General features: G+C 73.9%; 18 protein-coding genes. 10 read left to right on the top strand and 8 right to left on the bottom strand.

Annotated elements, in window-relative coordinates:
* Window positions 1–61: 61 nt before the first annotated feature.
* The 3 genes from efeB to IH61_RS0122875 form a co-directional block, all read right to left on the bottom strand.
* Complete coding sequence (gene efeB / locus IH61_RS41245) at window positions 62–1372, bottom strand: iron uptake transporter deferrochelatase/peroxidase subunit (protein WP_078911320.1); 1311 nt, start codon at window positions 1370–1372, stop codon at window positions 62–64.
* A complete protein-coding gene (gene efeU / locus IH61_RS0122880; protein WP_031072753.1) occupies window positions 1372–3438 on the bottom strand; it encodes an iron uptake transporter permease EfeU in 2067 nt (688 codons plus the stop codon). The genes efeB and efeU overlap by 1 nt, the downstream gene beginning before the upstream one ends.
* Window positions 3439–3677: 239 nt before the next feature.
* The gene (locus IH61_RS0122875) at window positions 3678–4010 is read right to left on the bottom strand and encodes a hypothetical protein (RefSeq protein ID WP_031072751.1); all 333 of its coding nucleotides are present in this window, start codon (window positions 4008–4010) and stop codon (window positions 3678–3680) included.
* A 389-nt stretch (window positions 4011–4399) separates the two neighbouring features.
* Between IH61_RS0122875 and IH61_RS0122870 the strand changes: the two genes are divergently transcribed.
* Complete coding sequence (locus IH61_RS0122870; RefSeq protein ID WP_031072749.1) at window positions 4400–6055, top strand: cytochrome b; 1656 nt, start codon at window positions 4400–4402, stop codon at window positions 6053–6055.
* Window positions 6056–6126: 71 nt separating this feature from the next.
* Here IH61_RS0122870 and IH61_RS0122865 read toward each other — a convergent pair whose 3' ends face one another.
* Window positions 6127–6525, bottom strand: coding sequence for a hypothetical protein (locus IH61_RS0122865; protein WP_051837728.1), 399 nt, complete (start codon window positions 6523–6525; stop codon window positions 6127–6129).
* Between the two features lie 227 nt (window positions 6526–6752).
* Here IH61_RS0122865 and IH61_RS0122860 point away from each other — a divergent pair, with 227 nt between their 5' ends.
* The 4 genes from IH61_RS0122860 to IH61_RS0122845 all read left to right on the top strand — a co-directional run bounded on the left by IH61_RS0122860 (window position 6753) and on the right by IH61_RS0122845 (window position 10351).
* The gene (locus IH61_RS0122860) at window positions 6753–7370 is read left to right on the top strand and encodes a TetR/AcrR family transcriptional regulator (protein WP_031072746.1); all 618 of its coding nucleotides are present in this window, start codon (window positions 6753–6755) and stop codon (window positions 7368–7370) included.
* 38 nt (window positions 7371–7408) lie between these two features.
* Window positions 7409–9043: an FAD-dependent monooxygenase gene (locus tag IH61_RS0122855; protein ID WP_078911319.1), complete on the top strand. Its 1635-nt coding sequence runs from the start codon at window positions 7409–7411 to the stop codon at window positions 9041–9043.
* A 111-nt stretch (window positions 9044–9154) separates the two neighbouring features.
* On the top strand, window positions 9155–9811 hold the full coding sequence (locus IH61_RS0122850; protein ID WP_031072742.1) for an NADPH-dependent F420 reductase: 657 nt from the start codon (window positions 9155–9157) through the stop codon (window positions 9809–9811).
* Between the two features lie 108 nt (window positions 9812–9919).
* Window positions 9920–10351 carry a YchJ family protein gene (locus IH61_RS0122845; RefSeq protein ID WP_031072740.1) on the top strand — a complete coding sequence of 144 codons (432 nt, stop codon included), beginning with the start codon at window positions 9920–9922 and terminating at the stop codon, window positions 10349–10351.
* Between the two features lie 15 nt (window positions 10352–10366).
* On the opposite strand, the gene IH61_RS48720 is transcribed toward IH61_RS0122845, so the two are convergent.
* Entirely contained in the window at window positions 10367–11425 is a 1059-nt protein-coding gene (locus IH61_RS48720; RefSeq protein ID WP_051837726.1) for a polysaccharide deacetylase family protein, read from the bottom strand.
* Window positions 11426–11614: 189 nt separating this feature from the next.
* Here IH61_RS48720 and IH61_RS0122835 point away from each other — a divergent pair, with 189 nt between their 5' ends.
* Window positions 11615–12142 (top strand): GNAT family N-acetyltransferase, encoded by a 528-nt coding sequence (locus IH61_RS0122835; protein ID WP_031072735.1) that lies wholly within the window; start codon window positions 11615–11617, stop codon window positions 12140–12142.
* Here IH61_RS0122835 and IH61_RS0122830 read toward each other — a convergent pair.
* Complete coding sequence (locus IH61_RS0122830) at window positions 12123–13034, bottom strand: carbohydrate kinase family protein (RefSeq protein WP_031072733.1); 912 nt, start codon at window positions 13032–13034, stop codon at window positions 12123–12125. The genes IH61_RS0122835 and IH61_RS0122830 overlap by 20 nt on opposite strands.
* Before the next feature lie 296 nt (window positions 13035–13330).
* Here IH61_RS0122830 and IH61_RS0122825 point away from each other — a divergent pair, with 296 nt between their 5' ends.
* From IH61_RS0122825 to IH61_RS0122815, 3 genes are all read left to right on the top strand, one after another.
* The gene (locus IH61_RS0122825) at window positions 13331–14734 is read left to right on the top strand and encodes a M1 family metallopeptidase (RefSeq protein WP_234327299.1); all 1404 of its coding nucleotides are present in this window, start codon (window positions 13331–13333) and stop codon (window positions 14732–14734) included.
* Between the two features lie 239 nt (window positions 14735–14973).
* Complete coding sequence (locus tag IH61_RS0122820; protein ID WP_031072729.1) at window positions 14974–15330, top strand: hypothetical protein; 357 nt, start codon at window positions 14974–14976, stop codon at window positions 15328–15330.
* A 43-nt stretch (window positions 15331–15373) separates the two neighbouring features.
* Complete coding sequence (locus IH61_RS0122815) at window positions 15374–15601, top strand: hypothetical protein (RefSeq protein WP_031072726.1); 228 nt, start codon at window positions 15374–15376, stop codon at window positions 15599–15601.
* A gap of 14 nt (window positions 15602–15615) precedes the next feature.
* Here IH61_RS0122815 and IH61_RS0122810 read toward each other — a convergent pair whose 3' ends face one another.
* Window positions 15616–17151, bottom strand: a complete 1536-nt coding sequence (locus tag IH61_RS0122810) for a sigma-70 family RNA polymerase sigma factor (RefSeq protein ID WP_031072724.1) — start codon at window positions 17149–17151, stop codon at window positions 15616–15618.
* Between the two features lie 134 nt (window positions 17152–17285).
* Window positions 17286–18194: a CAP domain-containing protein gene (locus IH61_RS0122805; RefSeq protein ID WP_051837723.1), complete on the bottom strand. Its 909-nt coding sequence runs from the start codon at window positions 18192–18194 to the stop codon at window positions 17286–17288.
* 344 nt (window positions 18195–18538) lie between these two features.
* On the opposite strand from IH61_RS0122805, the gene IH61_RS0122800 reads away from it, so the two are divergent.
* The gene (locus IH61_RS0122800) at window positions 18539–18748 is read left to right on the top strand and encodes a ferredoxin (protein WP_031072720.1); all 210 of its coding nucleotides are present in this window, start codon (window positions 18539–18541) and stop codon (window positions 18746–18748) included.
* The last annotated feature ends 194 nt before the right edge of the window (window positions 18749–18942 follow it).

Here is an 18942-nt window from a genome sequence, read left to right as displayed (position 1 = left end):
TCGACGGGCCCCGGCGGCGAATCGCCGGGGCCCGTCCCCGCGGAACCGGACCGACCCGTCGTCAGACGGCGGCCAGCAGCCCCCGCCCGAGCCAGTCGGCGTTGTCCTTCACTCCGGGCAGGACGAAGAAGTACCCGCCGCCGGTCGGCGAGATGTAGTCGACCAGCGGCTCGTCGATCAGCCGGGTCTGGGTGGCCTCGAACTGCCGCACCACGTCCTGCTGGTAGCAGCAGAACACCAGGCCCATGTCGAGGTTGCCCGCCTTGTCCACGCCCCGGTCGTAGTTGAACCCGCGGCGCAGGATGCGCGAGGTGTCGGTATCGGCGGTGCGAGGGTTGGCGAGGCGGATGTGCGCCTTGAGCGGGATCGCCTTGCCGTCCGGGTCCTTGGCGTAGTCCGGGGTGTCGTTCTCCGCGTGCCCGTCCAGCGGCGCGCCGGTGTCGCGGCGGCGGCCGAACATCTTCTCCTGCTCGGCGAGGGTGACGCGGTCCCAGAACTCGATCAGCATCCGGATGATCCGGATGACCTGGTAGCTGCCGCCGGTGGCCCAGGCGGGCTCGCCCGCGCCGTCCTGCACCCATATCAGCCGGTCCATCTCCCTGGAGGAGGTGGTGTCCGGGTTGACGATGCCGTCCTTGAAGCCGAGCAGGTTGCGCTGGGCGCCGTCCGGGCGGGACTGGTTCTGGAAGCCGTCGATGCGCCAGAGGATCTGCAGGGCGCCGCGGGTGTGCCGGGTGATGTCGCGCAGGGCGTGCAGCACGGTGTCCTGGCGGTCGGCGCAGATCTGCAGCGAGAGGTCGCCGTGCAGTTCGGCGGCCTGGAGGTTGTCGTTGGGGAAGGTCTTCATCGGCGCGAGCTTGACGGGCTTCGCCTTGGCGAGGCCGTAGCGGTCGTCGAAGAGCGAGGCGCCGACGCCCACGGTGACGGTCAGGTTGTCCGTGGTCACGGTCGGGCCGAGGATGCCGCTGTCCGCGGGCGGCGCGCCGACGCCGAGGTCGGGCGGGGTGCCTCCGGCGGTGAGGAAGCGGATGCGCTCGGTCAGGGTCCTGAGGAGGTCCTCGAGGCCCTTGCGGTCCTGGGCGATGACCTGGCAGGAGACGAAGGCGGCGTAACCCGGGACCGGGGTGGTGACGCCGGCCTGGTGGGCGCCGTGGAAGGGCACGAGGCCGTTCGACGCCTGCTTGGTGTCCCCGGCGGCGGCCGTGCCCGTACCGAGGGCGAAGGAGGCGCCGCCGGCGATGACGGCGGCCCCGGCGCCCGCGCCGAGCGCGGCGCGCATGAAGCCGCGGCGGGCCGGTCCGGCCTCTGCCGCCGTCGGGGCGGCGTGGGCGAACGGGCAGGTGCCTCCGGCGGCTGCGGTGTGGTCGGTCATCAGGCGGCCTTCCGGATCTCGAGCAGGGCGGGGACGGGCGAGAGGTCTTCGAGCAGCTGGCCGGTGGCGCCGTTGATCTGGCGGCGGGTGTCGGCGGGCAGCTTGTCCAGCGGGGTCCAGCCCTCGGGCTTGTGCGCGGCCGCGACGAGGTCGCCGACCCGCTTCATCCCGGCGTTGACGCGCACCAGCACCTGCGGGTCGCGCTCGTCGAGCAGCGGCTGCAGGACGGTCAGCAGCTCCTGGGTGCCGGCCAGGTTGGCCTGCGTGGTGGCCAGGTTGGTGCCGCTGCCCTGGTCGGTGTCGCCGGTCAGCTCGAACTGCAGGGTGTTCTCGAGGATCTCGTGGGCGCGCAGCGGCAGGTCTCCCGGGTCGAACTGCTGCCCGGGGAAGTCCTGCACGAGCTTGGCGACGTCGCCGGAGAGCTGGTCGGCGACCCCCGTCAGCTCCTCGGCGGACTGGCCGTGCCACAGGCCGTACTCCAGCCGCAGGAATCCGGAGAAGTCCTTGTCCTGGGCCTTGTCGGCGAGGCCGTCGGGGCGGCCGTTGATCTTGCCGTCGAGGTCGGCGAAGGTGCCGTAGGCGGCGCCGAGCGAGGCGTACTGGAGGTGGGCGGTGAGCCAGTCGGCCTTCGCGGTGGCGAGGTCGCCCGCGTGGATGTCGGCCTGGAGCTTCCCCGTCTCGGTCAGCAGGGTCGCGAGGCCCTTGTTGACGTAGCCCTTGTAGGTGTCGAGCGGGCCCTTGAGGTCGTCCTCGGCGACGGGCTTGACGGCCTTGACCTGGGCGCCGCCGGTGACGTGGACGGCGGCCGAGGTGACGGACTTCCCGCCGGTGGGCACGCAGCGCCAGGCGTAGTCGCCGGAGCCGATGGTGGCGGTCAGCGCCCGGGTGGTGCCGGGGGCCAGGCCCTCGATCTCGCCGTAGACGGCGCCGGTGCCGGGGTTGACCAGGTACACCTCGGAGACCTTGTCCCCGGTGTTGTGCATCTGGAAGACCTGCTGGCCGGGCAGCGGGGTGGTGAAGCCGTGGCCGCACTCCGCCTCGGAGACGGAGACGGTGGAGGAGCTGTCCCTCTTGCCGTCACTGGCCGCGATCACCACTCCGGCCACCACCACGGGGACGGTCACCAGCGCGGCCGGCACCACCCAGCGCGGACGCCCGGAGCGCACGGGCTCGGCGGGCTCGGCCTTCGACTCCGGCTCCGACTCGGCCGGAGCGGCAGCCGGAGCAGCAGCCGGGGCGGCCGGAGCAACAGCCGGCTTGCGCACGCCCTCGACGAACAGCGTCATCACGACGCACAGGTACGCGACGTACCCCAGCACCTGCAGCACCGTCATGGTGACGGTCAGGTTGAGCGTGCCCTGGACGAGCGTCGCGTACCAGGACGAGGCGTCCAGGTGCCCGCTCAGGTCGACGGCGTACGTGCTGCCGCCGCCGACCAGCCCGGACTCCTGGAGGTCGCGCAGCCCGTACCCGAGCACGCCCGCCGCGACCACGATCAGCCCGGCGCCGGTGATGGTGAAGAACCGGGTGAGGTTCATCTTCAGCGCCCGCCGGTACAGGCCCCAGCAGAGCCCGGCGGAGAGCAGCAGGCCGACGGCGGCGCCGAGGAGCGGGCCGGTGGACTCCCCGGCGGTGCGCACGTTGGTCCAGAGGAAGAGCGAGGTCTCCAGCCCCTCGCGGGCGACGGCGAGGAAGCTGGTGAGCACCAGCGCGCCGGCGCCCACGGCGAGCGAAGCCTGCACCTTCTCCTTGAGGTCGGCGGAGAGGGTGCGCGCCGAACGGCGCATCCAGAACACCATCGCGGTGACGAAGCCGACCGCGATCAGGCTGAGCACCCCGCCGAACGCCTCCTGGGCGTGGCCGGAGAGGTTGGCCGCGGTGAAGGTGAGCACCGCTCCGAAGCTGAGGCTGAGCGCGACGGCCGCCGCGACGCCGGTCCACACCTGGGGCAGTCGGGCCCTGTGGCCGAAGCGGACGAGCGTGGCGACGAGGATCGACACGATCAGTCCGGCTTCCAGGCCCTCCCGAAGCCCGATCAGAAAGCTCGGAAACGCTTCATCCCACATGCAGCGGGCTCCTCCCCCGGGCCGCCCCGGGTCGTACCGGTCCTGAAGCCCCCGACGCCGGCTGCGGGAGGGGCGGCACAACCGAACGCCCCGGACGGCAACGGTCCAGGGCGTCACGGATTAGCTTAGGCAAACCTTAGGGCCGGGCCGGTCAACTGCACCCCTCGATCGAGTAAGAGTTCGGTATGAGAATGCCCGTGCGATGGTCAAAACCGCAGGTCAACACCGTGCCGCGCGTCTCACCCCCACCACTGCCCGGGGAGGGCCTCCGGCTCGTCCGGCACGGCCGCGCTCACCGCCAGGGGCTCGGCGGCGGTGACGAGCAGCCCGCCGTCCGCCGTCCCGGCGACGAGATGGCCGCGCTCGCGCAGCACCGCCGCGGCGGCCTCGACGACCGCCGCGCGCGCCGCTCCGGACGGCGGTCCCTCGGGCCCGTCGGCGAGCCGCCACCCGACCACCACCCCCTCGGGGCCCGGGCCGATCCGCAGCGGTGAGGCGCCGGGCGCGGTGTCGAAACCGGCGCGGGCCAGGGCCTCGGTGACGTCCTCGCAGAGTTCAGGGTGTTCCACCATTGGCGCAGCGTAGGCCCGAGCCCGTGCGACCCCTCGGAGCCGCGCGCGCCGGAGCGCCGCAACGGCACCCGACCGCAGCAGCCGCACCCGTACGGCCGTCCGGCGGACGCCCGATCGGGCGTCAGGGACCCCCGTCCGGCCCGACACGAGCCGCCGGACGGGCCGATGGACGTGCACAGTCGGCCCCCTGCGGACAGCATGTCAGAGTAAGCGCTTCATCACTCTGAGCAGCGGGACCGGCGGATCGGGCCGATCCGCCCGCCGGTGCGTCCGGCGGGTCCCGCATCGAGAGGTCCCATGATCACCACACTTCGTCGGCCGGCCGTCGCGCCGGCGGGCCTCCCCGTCGGCACGCGGGCTTGTACGCCGAGGACGCCGGGGAGCCAGTCGTGAGCACCGACCAGCAGTCGAAGCCGGGACCGGTCACCAGCACCCGCGCCAAGCCGGCGAACAAGGCCGAGGCCCTCGCCGACTGGACCGACGGCCGGCTCGGCGTCTACTCCCTCGCCAAGGCGAACCTGCGCAAGATCTTTCCGGACCACTGGTCCTTCATGCTGGGCGAGATCGCGCTCTACACGTTCGTCATCATCATCCTCACCGGCGTCTGGCTGACCCTGTTCTTCAAGCCGAGCATGGGCGAGGTCGTCTACGACGGCTCCTACGTGCCGCTCAAGGGCATCCGGATGTCGGAGGCGTACGCCTCGACGGTCGACATCAGCTTCGAGGTGCGCGGCGGCCTGCTGATGCGCCAGATCCACCACTGGGCGGCGATCGTCTTCGTCGCCTCGATGCTGACGCACATGCTGCGCGTCTTCTTCACCGGGGCGTTCCGCAAGCCGCGCGAGATCAACTGGGTCTTCGGCGCGCTGCTGCTGTTCCTCGGCATGTTCGACGGCTTCATGGGCTACTCGCTGCCCGACGACCTGCTCTCCGGCACCGGCATCCGGTTCATGGAGGGCGCCGTCCTGGCCGTCCCGATCGTCGGCACGTACCTGCAGTTCTTCATGTTCGGCGGGGAGTTCCCGGGCGTCGACATCGTGCCGCGGCTGTTCACCGTCCACATCCTGCTGATCCCGGGCATCATGGTCGGCCTGCTCGCGGCCCACCTGATCCTGGTCTTCTACCACAAGCACACCCAGTTCGCGGGGCCCGGCCGCACCAACGACAACGTGGTCGGCATGCCGCTGCTGCCGGTCTACATGGCCAAGGCCGGCGGCTTCTTCTTCCTGGTCTTCGGCGTGGTCGCGGTGATGTCCGCGATCGCGACCGTCAACCCGATCTGGGCGTACGGCCCGTACCGGCCCGACCAGGTGTCCACCGACGCGCAGCCCGACTGGTACATGGGCTTCTCCGAGGGTCTGGTGCGCGTGATGCCGGGCTGGGAGATCAGCGTCTGGGGCGGGCACACCCTCAACCTCGGGGTGTTCGTCCCGCTGGTGATCTTCCCGAGCGTGCTGATGGCCATCTGGTGCTGGCCGTTCCTGGAGGCGTGGGTCACCGGCGACCGCGGCGAGCACCACATCGCCGACCGGCCGCGCAACGCCCCGGTGCGCACGGCGTTCGGCGCGGCCTGGATGAGCCTCTACCTCATCCTGCTGGCCGGCGGCGGCAACGACCTGCTGGCCACCCACTTCCACCTGTCGATCAACGCGATCACCTACGCGGTGCGCGCGGGCTTCTTCGCCGTACCGGTGATCGTCTTCGTGATCACCAAGCGGTGGTGCCTGGGCCTCCAGCGGCGCGACAAGGAGAAGGTGCTGCACGGCCGGGAGACCGGCGTCATCGAGCGGCTCCAGCACGGCGAGTTCATCGAGATCCACGCGCCGCTGCCGCAGGGGCGGCTGCACACCCTCACCTCGCACGACCAGCCGCAGCCCTCCGAACTGCCGCCCGCGGTGGACGAGAACGGGGTCGCGCGCAGGACGGGCCTGCTGACCCGTGCGCGGGTGAAGCTGTCGCGCGGCTTCTACGGCGAGGGCAGCCAGATCGCCAAGCCGACCAGCGAGGAGCACCACGAGATCACCAGCGGCCACGGCCACCACTGATCCCGCCTCGAACACACCTCGAACACAGCGAAGGCCCGCCGCACACGCGGCGGGCCTTCGTCAATGGAGGGTCAGCCCCGCAGGACGGCGGGGACGACGGCGAGCAGCGCCGCCGCCAGGGTCACGGACAGGCAGAGGGCCGCCCAGCGGCCGCAGATGCGGCGGCACTCGGCGCGGTAGCGGGCGGCGAGGCGGCGGCAGCGCTCGACCGCGCGGTCCACGACCTCCTCGGCGTAGCGCAGGCGGTCGGCGGTGTACGCCTGCTCGAGGCTCTCCCGCTCGGCGGCGGGCAGCCAGGGGAACTGCTCCGCGAAGGCCCGGGCGTCCCGTTCGGCCGCCGCGACCTCGGCCTCCCAGGCGAGGAACCCCTCCAGCCTGGCGAGCCCCAGCCGGGACTCCCCGCGGCCGCCGCCCGTCGGCCCGCCCTGCCGCGGGGCCCGTGCTCTCGGCGGACGCCGTCTGCCAGCCATGACCGCTCCTCGTGTCCTGTCGGGTCGTCCCGTCGGCACGCCGTCCGGGACTCGCTCCTGCGGTGGATCGCTCCGCGACCACGCCACTACTACCAGTGACCACGTGCAGCCCACCGCCCGACTCGCCGACCCCTTCGGCGGCGCCGCCGATCCGGGCCGACCGGCAGTTCGAAGTTGCGTGCTGCGCATACTTGCGCGGCACGCAACTTTCCCGTCAGAGTGGGCGCATGACGAAGGAGCAGCCCGGTCTACGGGAACGGAAGAAGGCCGCGACCAGGGAGGCGATCACCTGGGCGGCGCTGTGCCTGGCCGTCGAACGCGGGCTGGAGAACGTCCGGGTGGAGGACATCGCGGCCAGGGCCGGGGTGTCCCCGCGCACCTACAACAACTACTTCTCCAGCAAGGCGGAGGCGATCGTCGCCCGCCACCACGACCGCATCGCCCTGGCCGCGGAGGAACTGCTCGCCCGCCCGGCCGAGGAACCGCTGTGGGAGGCGCTGACCCACGTCCTGATCGCGCGCTTCGAGGGCGCGACCGAGGACCCGGACCCGGAATGGACCTCGGCCGTACGGCTGGTACTGAGCCGACCGGCCCTGCAGGCCGAGTTCGCCCGGGGCGGCGCGGTGGCCCGCACGGGCCTCGCGGCCGCGGTGGCCGCCCGCACCGGCACCGACGCCACCCGCGACCTCTACCCGAGGCTGGTCGCCGCCGTGGCGCTGGCCGCGGTCGCCGCCGCCAACGAGCAGTACCTCGCCGCCGACCCGGTGGTGCCGTACCGGCCGCTGCTCGCCGCCGCGCTGCGCCAGGTGGCGGCCGGGCTGCCTGCTCCTCCGCCGTCCCCGTGAAGTCCCATGAAGTCACCGTCCCTGAAGGGGGATACGAGATGCGCACGAACTCGACCACCGCCGACATCACCGACATCACCGACATCGACGACGCCGACGACACCGACGACACCGCCGACGTCGTGGTCGCGGGCGCCGGCCCCGTCGGCCTGATGCTGGCCTGCGAGCTGACCCTGGCCGGGGTCCGGCCGGTGGTGCTGGACCGGCTGACCGAGCGTTCGACCGAGCAGAAGGCCAACGGCATGGTCGGCCAGGTGGTCCGGCTGATGGACCGGCGCGGCCTGTACGAGCCGCTGGGCGGCACCGGCACCCCGCAGCCCGTTCCCCGGTTCGTGTTCGGCGCCTTCCCGCTCGACCTGAGCCCGGTGCCGGACAACCCGCTGAGCATCCTGATGACCCCGCAGGACCGGATCGAGGCGGTGCTCGAGGAGCGGGCCCTCGAGCTCGGCGTCGAGTTCCGCCGGGGCTGCGAGGTCACCGGCTTCAGTGAGGGGGCGGACGGCATCACCGTCGAGTACCGGGGCCCGGACGGGCAGGGGCGGCTGCGCGCCCGGTACCTGGTCGGCGCGGACGGCGGGCGCAGCACCGTCCGCAAGCTCGCGGGCATCGGCTTCCCCGGTGTCACCTCCACCGACCCGGTCTCGTTCACCGGGCACGTGGCACCGCTGGAGGGCCTGCGCACCACCGGGACCGGCGCGCTGCTGCTGCCCGGATGCCCGACGCCGATCGCGCCGTTCACCCACACCCGTACCGAGCACGGCGTGGTGATCGTCGCCCCGGTCAGCCCGCAGGCCACCCTCCTGGCCGCCGTGGAGTGGGGCCGCCCGGCTCCCGAGGAGGCCGAACCCGCCACCCTGGAGGACCTGCGCGCCGCGCTGCGGCGGGTCACCGGCGCGGACCTGGAACTCGCCCCCGCCCCCGAGGGCTTCCCGCGGGGCGTACGGCTGCAGGCCGGGCACAACACCCGGCTGGCCGAGCGCTACCGGCAGGGCCGGGTGCTGCTGGTCGGCGACGCGGCACACGTGCACGCCGCCGCCGGAGGCCCGGGCCTCAACCTCGGGCTGCAGGACGCGGCCAACCTCGGCTGGAAGCTGGCCGCCGACATCCTGGGCTGGGCGCCGCAGGGCCTGCTGGACACCTACGAGGGCGAGCGACGGCCCGTCGGGGAGCGGGTGTTCATGCACAGCCAGGCCCAGATGGCGCTGATGGCCCCGGGCGACGGCATCACCGCGATCCGGGCCCTGTTCGGCGAACTGCTCGCCCACCCGGACAACCTGGGCCGGATCGCCTCGCTGATGGCGGGCAGCGACGTCCGCTACGCCGTCGACTGCGCGCACCCGCTGGCCGGGCGCTTCGCCCCGGACCTCACCGTGACGACCACCGAGGGCACTGCCCGGCTGGCCGAACTCACCCGCACCGCACGGCCGTTGCTGCTCGACCTCACCGGCGGGCCCACCGGCGGTCCCACCGGCGACTCGCGCGGCCTCGCGGACCGGGCGGCGGGCTGGAAGGAACGGGTGGACGTCGTGGCGGCGCAGTGCGAGCAGGCGCCCGCCGACGCCCTGCTGCTGCGCCCGGACGGGTACGTCGCCTGGGCCGCCGGGCCCGACGCGGCCGACCCGGACGGGCTGGAGCGTGCACTGAGCACCTGGTTCGGCGCGCCCCGGGCCTGAGCCCCGCCGCTGAAACAGGCCGCGCGAGCGGCCCGGCGTCAACTATCGTCGTCGCGGCCCGTGCCGCCAGGGGCGGGCCGTCATCTGACGGAACGACGGGACGGGGACGCAGTGCGCGTCGGAATCATCGGCACGGGCATGGTCGGGCAGACGCTGGGGAGCAAGCTGGTCTCCCTCGGCCACCAGGTCACGCTGGGATCGCGGAGCAAGGACAACGAGAAGGGCCTGGCCTGGGCCGAACAGGCGGGCCCCGACGGCCACACCGGCACGTTCGCGGAGGCCGCGGCCTTCGGCGAGGTGGTACTGAACGCCACCGGCGGCACCGTCTCCCTGGCGGCGCTGCGCGCGGCCGGGGCCGAGAACCTCGACGGCAAGCTGTTGATCGACATCTCCAACCCGCTGGTGTTCGGCCCGGACGGCCAGGTGAGCCTCGACCCGGTGAACACCGACAGCGTCGGCGAGCAGATCCAGCGCGAGTTCCCCGGGGCGAGGGTGGTCAAGACCCTCAACACGGTCAACCGCGAGCTGATGGTGGCCCCGGAGAAGCTGGCCGGCGAGCACAACCTCTTCGTCGCCGGGAACGACGAGGCCGCCAAGGCCGAGACGGTCGCCCTGCTCGGCGAGTTCGGCTGGCCGGCCGAGTGGATCATCGACCTCGGGGACATCGCGGGCGCCCGCGCCACCGAGATGATGATGCCGTTCTGGCTCCGGGTGATGGGCAGCCTCGGCACCGCCGAGTTCAACTACCGTATCCAGCGAGCCGGTTGATCCGAAAGGCACGCCCGACGACACGCCCTGAGCCCGCCCCCGCGCGCACACCGCCGCCGGGGGCGGGCCCGGCGCGTCCACGGGCGGCCGGTGGGGGAGAATGGGGGCATGTCCCGACGTCACCCCGAGCCCCGCCCGGCCGCCCCCCGGCTGCTGCCCTCCTCCCCCTGCCCGTGCGGGCTGCCCGGCACGTACGGCGACTGCTGCGGCCGGCTGCACCGCGGGGCCGCGGCGGCGAGCACCGCCGAGTCGCTGATGCGCTCGCGCTACAGCGCCTTCGCCGCGCGGGACGAGGCGTACCTGCTGCGCACCTGGCACCCGGACACCCGGCCCGCCGAGGTGGAGCTGGGCCCGGGGCTGCGCTGGACCGGGCTGGAGGTGGTCGCCACCACGGAGGGCGGGGCCTTCCACTCCCAGGGGACGGTGGCCTTCCGGGCGCACTGGACGGAGGGCGGCGAGGAGGGCGTGCTCACCGAGAACAGCCGCTTCGTCCGGCACGAGGGCGCCTGGGTGTACGTCGACGCCCTCTCGCTCGGCTGATCCGACCGACCGCCCCTACAGGTAGTCGTCCAGGCGGGCCAGGGTGAAGCCGGCCGCGGTGACGTCGTTGACGACCTTGCGCAGCAGGTCCGGCATGGTGGCCTTCCAGATGTCGGTGCCCCGGAAGTGGGTCAGGATGATGTCGCCCGGGTGCAGCTTCTGGTCGTCGTAGCGCCAGTCCATGCGGTCCGGCCACGCCTCCTCGTTCCACATCGGCACCGCCTGCACACCGCAGGAGGCGGCCGCGCGCAGGGTGTCGTCGTTGTACTCGCCGTAGGGCGGGCGGAAGAGGCGGGGGCGGGTGCCGATCTGCTGCTCCAGCTGGTCCTGCTGGCGACAGATCTCCGCGCGCTGGGTCTCGTAGTCGAGGACCTTGAGGTTGCGGTGGTTGATGGTGTGGTTGTTGATCTCCACGCCCTGGGCGTGCAGGTCGCGGAAGTAGCCGTAGTTGTCGCGGGCAAGGTAGTCGGAGACGAACGCGCTGACGGGGACGCCGAGTTCGTCGAGCATCCGGTTGAACTCCGGGTCCTTCTCGGCGCCGTCGTCGACGGTCAGGAAGACCACCTTGTCCTCGGTGGGCACCCGGTAGACGACGGGCGGCCGGCCCTCCTTCATCTTGACGCCGGTGGTCGGGCTCAGCGCGACCCTGGCCGCCGGGTGCGGCGCCTTGAGCGGCGGAGTGGTGACGCCCCAGCGCTGGGCGGTCTCGAAGGCGGCGCGCACGGTGGCCTCCTGTCGGGCCACCGCCTCGCTGCTGCTCTCCTCCTCCTTGCGGGCGAGGCCCGGCAGCAGCGGCGGTGCGGCCGGCGGGCGGGCGGTGCCGCGCTCGGCGACGGCGGGGGCGGCCGCGTTCGCCCCGGCGTTCGCGCCCGCGTTCCCCCCGGCGTTCGCCCCTGCCTTTCCCCCGGCCTCCGCGGCGACGGCCGCGGTGGCGCCCGCCGCGGCCGCGGGGGCCGCCGGGGCGGGCTGGGGCCGGTCGGGCGCGGCCGGGCCGGCGCAGCCGGAGACGACGGCGGAGAGGCAGACGGTGGCCAGCAGCCCGGTTCGCGCCGCTCTCCTCTGACTCCCCCTCAACCCCCCATTAATCCGACTATCTGATGGTCTACTCATGAGGGCACTGCTCCCCCGTCTCGAGCCCCCGCCAACCCTCCATCACCCGTGCGGGGCAACGACGCGCCGGGCACCTTGCCCATCCTTTGCCTGGCCCCACCTGCGGAGAAAACCCGATTGCGGCCGACGGGCAGGACCGGCGATCATGCGCGCATGACCGACACCGCGCGCCCGACCGACCGCTGGACCGTCACCCCGGAGGACGTGACCGCCCCCGAGGCCCAGCGGCTCCTGCGCGACTACTACGACGACGTGGCCAACCGCTACTACCGCCTCCACCTCGGCCGCGAGGGCACCCCCGAGGAGCTCGAGACCGGCTTCGCCGACTCCCCCAGCGACGACCTCGCCGCGCCGACCGGCGTCTTCCTGCTCGGCCGCCACGACGGCACCCCCCAGTCCTGCGCCGGGCTGCGCCTGCGCGAGGACGCCACCGTGGAGCTCACCCGCGTCTTCGTCCGCCCCGCGCTGCGCGGCACCGGCGGAGGCGCCCGGCTGCTCGCCGCCGTCGACGAGGCCGCCCGGGCGCTGGGCGCCCGCCGCATCGTGCTCGACACCCGGCTCGACCTGGTCGAGGCCCGCGCCCTGTACGGCCGCCACGGATACCGCGAGATCCCCGCCTACAGCGACGGGCCCTACGCCGAGATCTGGTACGCCAAGGAGCTCACAGCGTCGGCGAGTTGAGCTCGCCCGCACCCCGCAGGGCCGCCTCCAGCTCCGCCGCCGAGGGCGGGTTGGCACCGGGACGGGAGACGGTGAGGGCGGCGGCCGTCACAGCCTCGGCCAGGCAGCCCGCCAGGTCGGTGCCGTCGGCGCGGGCGTGCAGGAGGGCGGCCATGAAGGAGTCCCCGGCGCCCACCGTGTCCGCGACCCGCGCGGGGACGGCGGGCACCCGCAACTCCTCGCCCTCCGAGGTGAGCGCGAAGGCACCCCGCTCGCCCAGGGTCACCGCGACCACGGACGGGCCGAGGGCCAGCCAGCGCCCGGCCACCGCCTCGGGCCGCTCACCCGGGTACAGCCAGGCCAGGTCCTCGTCGCTGGCCTTGACCAGGCCGCTCAGCGCCACACAGCGCTCGACCCTCCGCACGGCCCCGGCCCGCTCACCCATCAGCGCGGGGCGCACATTGGGGTCGTAGCTGACCGGCACCCGGCCGCGCCAGCGCTCCACCAGGGCGACCACGGAGGCGGCTCCCGGTTCGGTGACGGCGCCGATCGAACCGAGGTGGACGGCGGCGGGCGGCGCCTCGAGGTCCACGGGCGGCAGCGTCCAGCCGATGTCGAAGGTGTACTGCGCGCGCCCCTGCCCGTCCAGGCGGACCACGGCCGAGGGCGTGCGCGCCGACTCCGCCGCCCGGACCGTCACTCCGGCCGACTCCAGGTGCGCCCGGATCAGCCGCCCGTTGGCGTCCGGACCCAGCTCCGTCAGCAGCACCGCCGGGCGGCCCAGCCGGGCCAGGCCGTACGCGACGTTCGCCGGGCTGCCGCCGGGGTGCACCACGTCCGGGGCGCCGTCCGTGCGGACGATGTCGGCGACGCACTCACCGATCACCAGGACGGGGGAATCGGGGCTGGTCACGGGCAGGCTCCTGGCGTCCGGTGCGGGCGGCGGTCGGGCGCCAGCCTACGGCGTGCCGGGTGCGGTCACAGGAGGGCTGCGGGCACAGAAGTACGGCCGCCGGATCTGGCCAGGAGCTCCGGCGGCCGTGACCCCGTCCGTCAGGGGACGAAGTGATTCCGACACTAGGCACGGCACGGGCGGGCCGCCAGCACGGTGGGCCGTCCGGGGGATCACCGCGTGTCGCGGGGAGCGATTGGCTAGGGTCCGGCGGTGTGCTGACCCGTCTGCGCAAGGCCCGTGCCGTCCTCGCCCTGGTGCTCGGAGGACTACTGCTGTCCGGCGCCGTCCCGGTGGCGAATGCGGCGGACGGGCTGGGCGACCCCGTCTTCCCCGAGCTCGGCAATCCCGGTTACCGGGCCCTCGCGTACGACCTCGCCTTCGACTACCGGGGCGACACCCGCACCGTGGAGGCCACCGCCGCCGTCACCGCGCGGATCGACCGCGCCCTCGCCGAACTGCGGCTGGACGCCCTCGGGTTGGCGGTGCACGCGGTGCGCGTCGACGGGCGGCCGGCCCGGTTCGCCATCCGGGACGAGAAGCTGGTCGTCACCCCCGAGCGGCCGCTGCGGCGCGGCCGCACGGCCCGGGTGAGCGTCGAGTACACGGCCGATCCCCGCGCCCGGCTGCCGCACACCGCCTGGGTCCCGACGCCGGACGGCTTCGCCGTCGCCCCGCAGCCGGACACCGCGCACACCGTGTTCCCCTGCAACGACCACCCCGGCGACAAGGCCCGCTTCACCGTCGCCGTCACCACCCCGGACGGCCTGACGGGTGTGGCCGGCGGGGAGTTGACGGCCACCGAGCCCCTGGGCGACGGCCGCACCACCCGCCGGTACGTCTCGCGGGCGCCGATGGCCACCGAGCTGCTCCAGCTCTCCGTCGGCGACTACACCGTGCGCGAGCGCACCGGCCCGCACGGGCTGCCGGTGCGCGACGTCGTCCCCACCGCCCGCGCCGCCGACCTCGAACCGGCGCTCTCCCTCACCCCCGGCCAACTCGCCTGGGCGGAAGACAGGTTGGGGCCCTTCCCGTTCGAGACCTACGGCCTCCTGCCGGTGAACACCGACGACCCGGCCGCCTTCGGCTTCACCGGACTGGAGACACAGACCCTCACCCTGTACAAGCCCGGCTTCCTGCTCAAGCCCGAGCCGGCGATCGGCTCGCACATGATGCACGAGATCGTCCACTCCTGGTTCGGCGACAGCGTCACCCCCGCCACCTGGGCCGACCTCTGGCTCAACGAGGGCCACGCCGACTACTACGGACTGACGTACCGCTACGAACGCGGCTGGCCCGACGACGCCGGGCACACCACCCTCACCGACCGGATGCGGGAGGTCTACCGGCAGGGTGACCGGTGGCGCCGCGAGGCCGGGCCGGTCGCCGCGCCCACGGCCGAGCACCTCTTCGACGACCAGCGCTACCTCGGCGGCGCGCTGGTGCTGTTCGCCCTGCGCGAGAAGGTCGGCGAGGAGACCTTCTCCCGGATCGAGCGCGCCTTCCTGACCCGCTACCGCCACGGCAACGCCGACACCCGGGACTACGTGCGGCTCGCCTCGGAGATCTCGGGGCAGGACCTGGACGGGTTCCTCGGGGCATGGCTGTACGGGCGCCGCACCCCGCCGATGCCGGGGCACCCGGACTGGACGGTCGGGTAGCGGAGCAGGTAGCGGACCGGGCCGCGGGGCTCCGCGCCCGTACGCCGGGTTTGCGTCCGCGCGCCGGTGTGCGCCCCTGGCCGGACAGGTGGCGCGTGGCCCATCGTGGTACCCACGGCCCGCCCGCCGCCCGGCCTTGCCCCGGTCGGCTCGCGGGCCGTCCACCTTCCCCCCGGTCCCTGGCGGGGTGATGATCAATTCGGTCGAGGGGGACCGGCCCCTCCGAGTAGCCTCGCCGCATGGACGATCAGGAGCAGTACGCGCTGTACCGGGCGGACGCGAAGGTGCTGGCGGCGATCGGGGAGCACGTCCACGCCCAGGTCGACCGGGTGCCGCTGCGGCTGCCCCGGGCGCTGGCCCAGGCCGCAGTGGACGCCTGGGAGCGGGACGACGAGGGCGACCTCGGCGAGGAGACCTTCGAGCAGTACGAGCTGCGCGGCCAGGCCGGTGATCTGGCGCTGCTCGGCCTCACGATCTCGGAGCGCGGCCGCTGGGAGGGCGAGGAGGTCGTCGTCGACCTGCACGTCTCCTACGCCGGGGCCGCCTTCGACGCGTACGTCGAGGCGGCGGGGCCGGCGTTCCGGCGGCGGGAGTGACCGTTCCGCGTAACTCGGGCGGCGGAGTCTCGTTGGACCGGCCATGAAGAAGCGCAGCATGCTCGCCGTCGCCTCCCTCGCCGTGGGGGTCGTCGCCTCCCTCACCGCTCCCTCCGCGCACGCCAGTGCCGTCGGCGGGCAGGAGGGCCTGCCCGGGCCGCTGAGCGGCGCACCGGAGGTGCTGCCGGGGCAGGTCGGGGACGCCGGCGGTGTGGTCGGCTCGGCCACCGGGTTCATGACGGGCTCGGCGCCGGGTCTGACGCCCGCGTAGGTCGGGGCACCTGGTCAGGCCATCGGCGCGGCGAGGTCCTGCGTCCAGTAGGTGGCCGTCGGAGTGGTCGCGAAGCCGACGCCGACGTCCTTGAAGGCGCAGTCCAGCAGGTTGGTCTGGTGGATGCCGCCGTCCATCCAGCGGGAGACGACGGCGGCGGGGGTGGTCGGGCCCCGGTCGAGGTTCTCGCCCCACTGGGACCAGCGGTAGCCGGCGGCGGTGATCCGGGCGTCGGCACGGACGCCGTCGGGGCCGACGTGGTCGAAGTAGCCCCGGGCCACCATGTCGTCGACGTGTTTCTGGGCCGCGGCGTGCAGGCGCGGGTCGATGCGCAGCGGGCCGCAACCGGCCTTCGCCCGCTCGGCGTTGACCAGGTCGACGAGCTGGCGCTCGGGGTTGGGCGGCGGGGCGGTCGGCTTCGCGGTGGTCGCCGTGGGTGTCGGGGTCGGTGTCGGCGACGCGGTGGGCGTCTCGGCCGGGGCCGGTGTGAGGGCTGCCGCGGCGGCGGTCGCCGGAGCGGTGTCGGGGGCTGTGGCCGGGGTGGTCGGCGCGGGTGCGGCCTGCTGGGGCGGTTCGCTGTGCGGCCAGACCAGGGCGAGGGTGGTGACCGCCAGGACGGCGGCCGTGCCGCCGGTCAGGGCGGCCTTGCGGGTGACGAAGCCCGTCCAGCCGCTGTGCCCGCCCGCGGTGCTCCCGGCGTGCTGGGCCGCCGTCGAGGCGGCGGTGGCCGCGGTGTGCTGGAGGGGCAGCGCGGTGGGCAGGCTCGGCGGGAGCGGCACCAGGGCGAGGCCCGCGAGCAGCCCCTCGGCGGGGAAGAGGTCGCGGCCGAGGCGGTCGCAGTCGGCGCAGCCCCGGACGTGGCGGGCGATACGCTTGCGCCACACCGAGTTGGGGGTGCCGTCGAACCCGGTGGTCAGTTCGGCGAGTTCGGGGCAGCGCGGGTAGGCGCCGAGTGCCCGGACCACGACGCGGCCGGCCTCCAGCTGCTTCTTCATCCGCTGGACGCGTACGGCGGTGTGCTGCGGGCTCAGGTCGAGGGCTTCGGCGAGTTCGGCGCGGGTGAGTTCGCCGGACGCCTCCATCCACCAGAGGGCGAGCAGTTCGCGGTCGTCCGGGTCGAGCCAGCGGGTCGCCTCGGCGACCTCGCGGCGCTGCCCGGACAGGCCGAGGCGCAGGATGGTCAGGTCGGTGAAGTCGGCCCGGGGGTCGGCGAGCTCCCAGGTCTCGTCGAGGCCCCCGACGGTGGGCTGCTGCCGGCCGTCGGCGTGGCGGCGGCGGATCTGGTTCATCGTGATGGCGACCAGCCAGGAGCGGAAGGCGTCGGGGTCGCGCAGCCCGTCCAGGCCGTCGAGGGCGCGGATCATGGTCTCCTGCGCGACGTCGTCGACGTCGGCGTGGCCGCCGAGGGCCCGGCCGGCCACGTTGTAGACGAGCGGCAGCCAGGCGGCGGCCAGCGCCTCCTGGGCCTGCCGGTCACCTGCTTGGGCCGCCCTGACCAGGGTGCTCCCGGTCCGGTTCCGCACGTCCCTGCCGTGCACCTCAGCGTTCATGGTCCGCACTCCGTCTTGCCGTGTTTCCGTCCGCCGCTGCCTCCTCGGAGACTCGTGGGGAGTGATCAGATAACAACAATGTGCGCGGAATCGGAAAATCGGCTCTGCTCGGCATCCCCGGATAGGGGCCGCACTCAGGACGGGGAGGCGAACACCTGGGTCCACCAGGGGCCGCCGGAGCCCGTGCGCACGCCCACCCCGAGCTGCTTGAAGGAGCAGTTCAGGATGTTCGCCCGGTGGCCGGGGCTGTTCATCCAGGCGTCCATCACGGCGGCCGGGTCCTTCTGGCCCCGGGCGATGTTCTCGCCCCAGGTGCTCCAGCGGTAGCCGGCGGCCTCGATCCGCTGGTCGGCGTGCTGGCCCTCGGGGCTGGCGTGGTCGAAGTAGTTGCGGTCGGCCATGTCGTCGCTGTGCACCTGGGCGGCACTGGCCAGTCGGGAGTCGGCGGTGACCGGGCCGCAGCCGGCCTTGGCCCGTTCGACGTTCACCAGGTCGAGCACCTGCTGGGCGTAGCCGGGGGACGCCCCTCCCCCGGCCGGGGTCGCCGGGGCGCCGGTGGCGGAGCGCTGGGCCGTGCCCGTACCGGTGGCCCGGGCGGCGGTCGGGGTCGGCTTGGCGGAGGCGGTGGTGGCTGTGGGCGTCGGGGTGGCGGTCGCGGTGGAGGACGCCGGGGCGGTGGCCGTCGGTACGGCCGTCGGGCTCGGGCCCGCCTGCGTCGGCACGACCGCCGTGCCGAGCGCTCCGGCCCCGGGCACCTGGATGCCGTCGTGGGTGCCGACCTCGGCCTCGATCAGGGAGTCCGCCGCCAGCGACTGGGCGGCGGAGTCCCGGTCGGTCTGCTTCCCGCCGAACGCCGCGTACCCGGCGCCGGTCAGCGCGGCGACCAGCCCGGTGCCCGCCACCGCCGCGACCACCGCCGCGACCGGCAGCAGGGCGCCCCGGCGCTTGCCCCGGCGCCCCCGGCCCGCCTGGCGCCGGTCCGCACGCCGGGAGGCCCTGCCTTCGACGGCCGGGAGGATGGTCGTCCTGTCGTCGCTGTTCACGTGGTCACGCTTTCTGTCCGGGCCGGCTCGATCGGGTCCTGGGGTCGGGTGCCGACACCTGGGAGACCCCTGCGCGGCGCGCCGATAACAGAAATGTCCGAACGGATGTCCGGGAGCTTCCGACGTACGGCCTCGCGAGTGGCCTGCGGGGCTTCGACCTGTCCGAGTGACGTCGATTCAAACCTCCGGTTCCGCCCAACCGTTCCGGATGGGGGCGAATCGGCCATTCTCGACAAGACCCCCGACGGGCGATCCGTGGACGGACGGATGGCGGTTAGGTTGGCAATGACAACGAGAGGCGCTCGCCCCCAGGTCGGCGCCGCATCGACGAGAGGTGCCCGCCCATGCAGGTGAGCGTCGACCGGGACCGCTGCTGCAGCTCCGGCATGTGTGTCACCAACGCCCCCGACATCTTCGACCAGGACGACCGGGACTCCCTGGTGAGACTCCGTCAGACCTCCTTCCAGCCCGAGCAGTTCGCCGCCCTGAGGCTGGCCGCCGACCTCTGCCCCGGCGGCGCGATCAGCGTCACCGAGGACGACCGGCAGAGCTGAGCACGACTCCGCAGGCACCCGGCCCGTTCCGCCGCCCGCCCCGCTCCCACCAGAACCCAGGACTCCGCGACGCGAGGAGACCCCCGTGACCACCACACCCACCGCCCCCGAGCCCCCCCGCCACCCCCCCCCCCCCCCCCCCCCCCCCCCCCCCCCCCCCCCCCCCCCCCCCCCCCCCCACAAAACCCAGGGCT

It is taken from the genome of Streptomyces sp. NRRL WC-3742, assembly GCF_000720635.1.
GTDB lineage: Bacteria > Actinomycetota > Actinomycetes > Streptomycetales > Streptomycetaceae > Kitasatospora.
The sequence above is the reverse complement of the archived record's forward strand: the minus strand, read 5'-3'. Positions and strand labels throughout refer to the sequence as shown.